Origin of the sequence: Mesorhizobium sp. M7A.F.Ca.CA.004.12.1.1 (genome assembly GCF_003997835.1) — a bacterium.
In the GTDB taxonomy this organism is placed as follows: Bacteria; Pseudomonadota; Alphaproteobacteria; order Rhizobiales; family Rhizobiaceae; genus Mesorhizobium.
In genome coordinates this window covers 1-957 of record NZ_RZRK01001305.1, presented here as the reverse complement: position 1 = coordinate 957, position 957 = coordinate 1, and the positions used below count along the sequence as shown (strand labels likewise).

The following is a 957-nucleotide window of genomic DNA, read 5'->3' as shown; positions in this document are numbered from 1 at the left end:
CGGGATCAGTCCGACGGCCATCACCGCGGTCAATTGCTTGATGCCGCCCTTGGACACGGCATAGGCGACGGAATTGGGGATGGCCAGAATGGCGTTGATCGAGGACATGTTGATGATCGAGCCGCCGCGTCCCTGTGCGATCATGGCTCTTGCCGCGGCCTGCCCGAGCAGGAAGGGCGCCTTGAGATTGACCCGCTGAACCAGGTCGAACGCCTCCTCGGGGAAGTCGACGAAATCGTCCAGATGGATGATGCCGGCATTGTTGATGAGGACGTCGACGCCGCCGAATCGCTCCGTGGCCTTGGCAACAATATCGGCTGCCATTTCCTGCGTGCATTCGGAGAGATCCGCCGATAGCCAGGCGGCACGCTCGCCCAGACGTTCGGCATGCTCGCGCCCGCGATCGGCCTGTATGTCGACAAGCACCACCTTGGCGCCATCGGCATGAAAGCGCTCGGCGCAGGCAAGGCCCAGGCCTCGTGCCGCCCCGGTGACGATCACGACTTTTCCTGCGTGCTTCACAACCCAATCCCTTTTTCACAATTGCGCATTTATGGATATGTTATCCAATCTATCTTGAACTTCGACGCCATTGCAAGCCCCGGATAAGTGGATCTGTTGGGTCGGTTCCGCAGCCGTTTGCCGTTTCTAAGCCGCTTTTGGCTTTTTTCTGCCAACCATCTTAAGCCGGTTGACTCCACTGAATTAATTGTGATTGGATACTATATTCATAAAGCGACGACGGCGAGGAGTGTAGGCGATGGCGGATGGATCTCAGGAAAGCGAACTGATCGACGCGTTCCGCGCCCTTGCGACGCCGTTGATCAGTGACAATCTCGCTCGTGTCCCCGGGGCTGTCGGGTTACGGCCGTTTCATCGGGTGAGCGGCGTCATGGCGGGGAGGGCGCTGACGGTCAGGACCCGCCCCGGCGACAAACAGGTCATCCATCGTGCGCT

1 protein-coding gene and 1 pseudogene are annotated in these 957 nt (G+C 59.4%); one reads left to right on the top strand and one right to left on the bottom strand.

Going from position 1 to position 957, the window contains the following annotated elements:
* The coding region (locus EN984_RS35980) for an SDR family oxidoreductase (RefSeq protein WP_164765984.1) at positions 1 to 501 on the bottom strand (501 nt) is incomplete at its 3' end.
* Between the two features lie 259 nt (positions 502 to 760).
* Between EN984_RS35980 and EN984_RS38450 the strand changes: the two are divergent.
* Positions 761 to 957 (top strand): annotated as a pseudogene (locus EN984_RS38450) (RraA family protein); the annotation flags it as partial.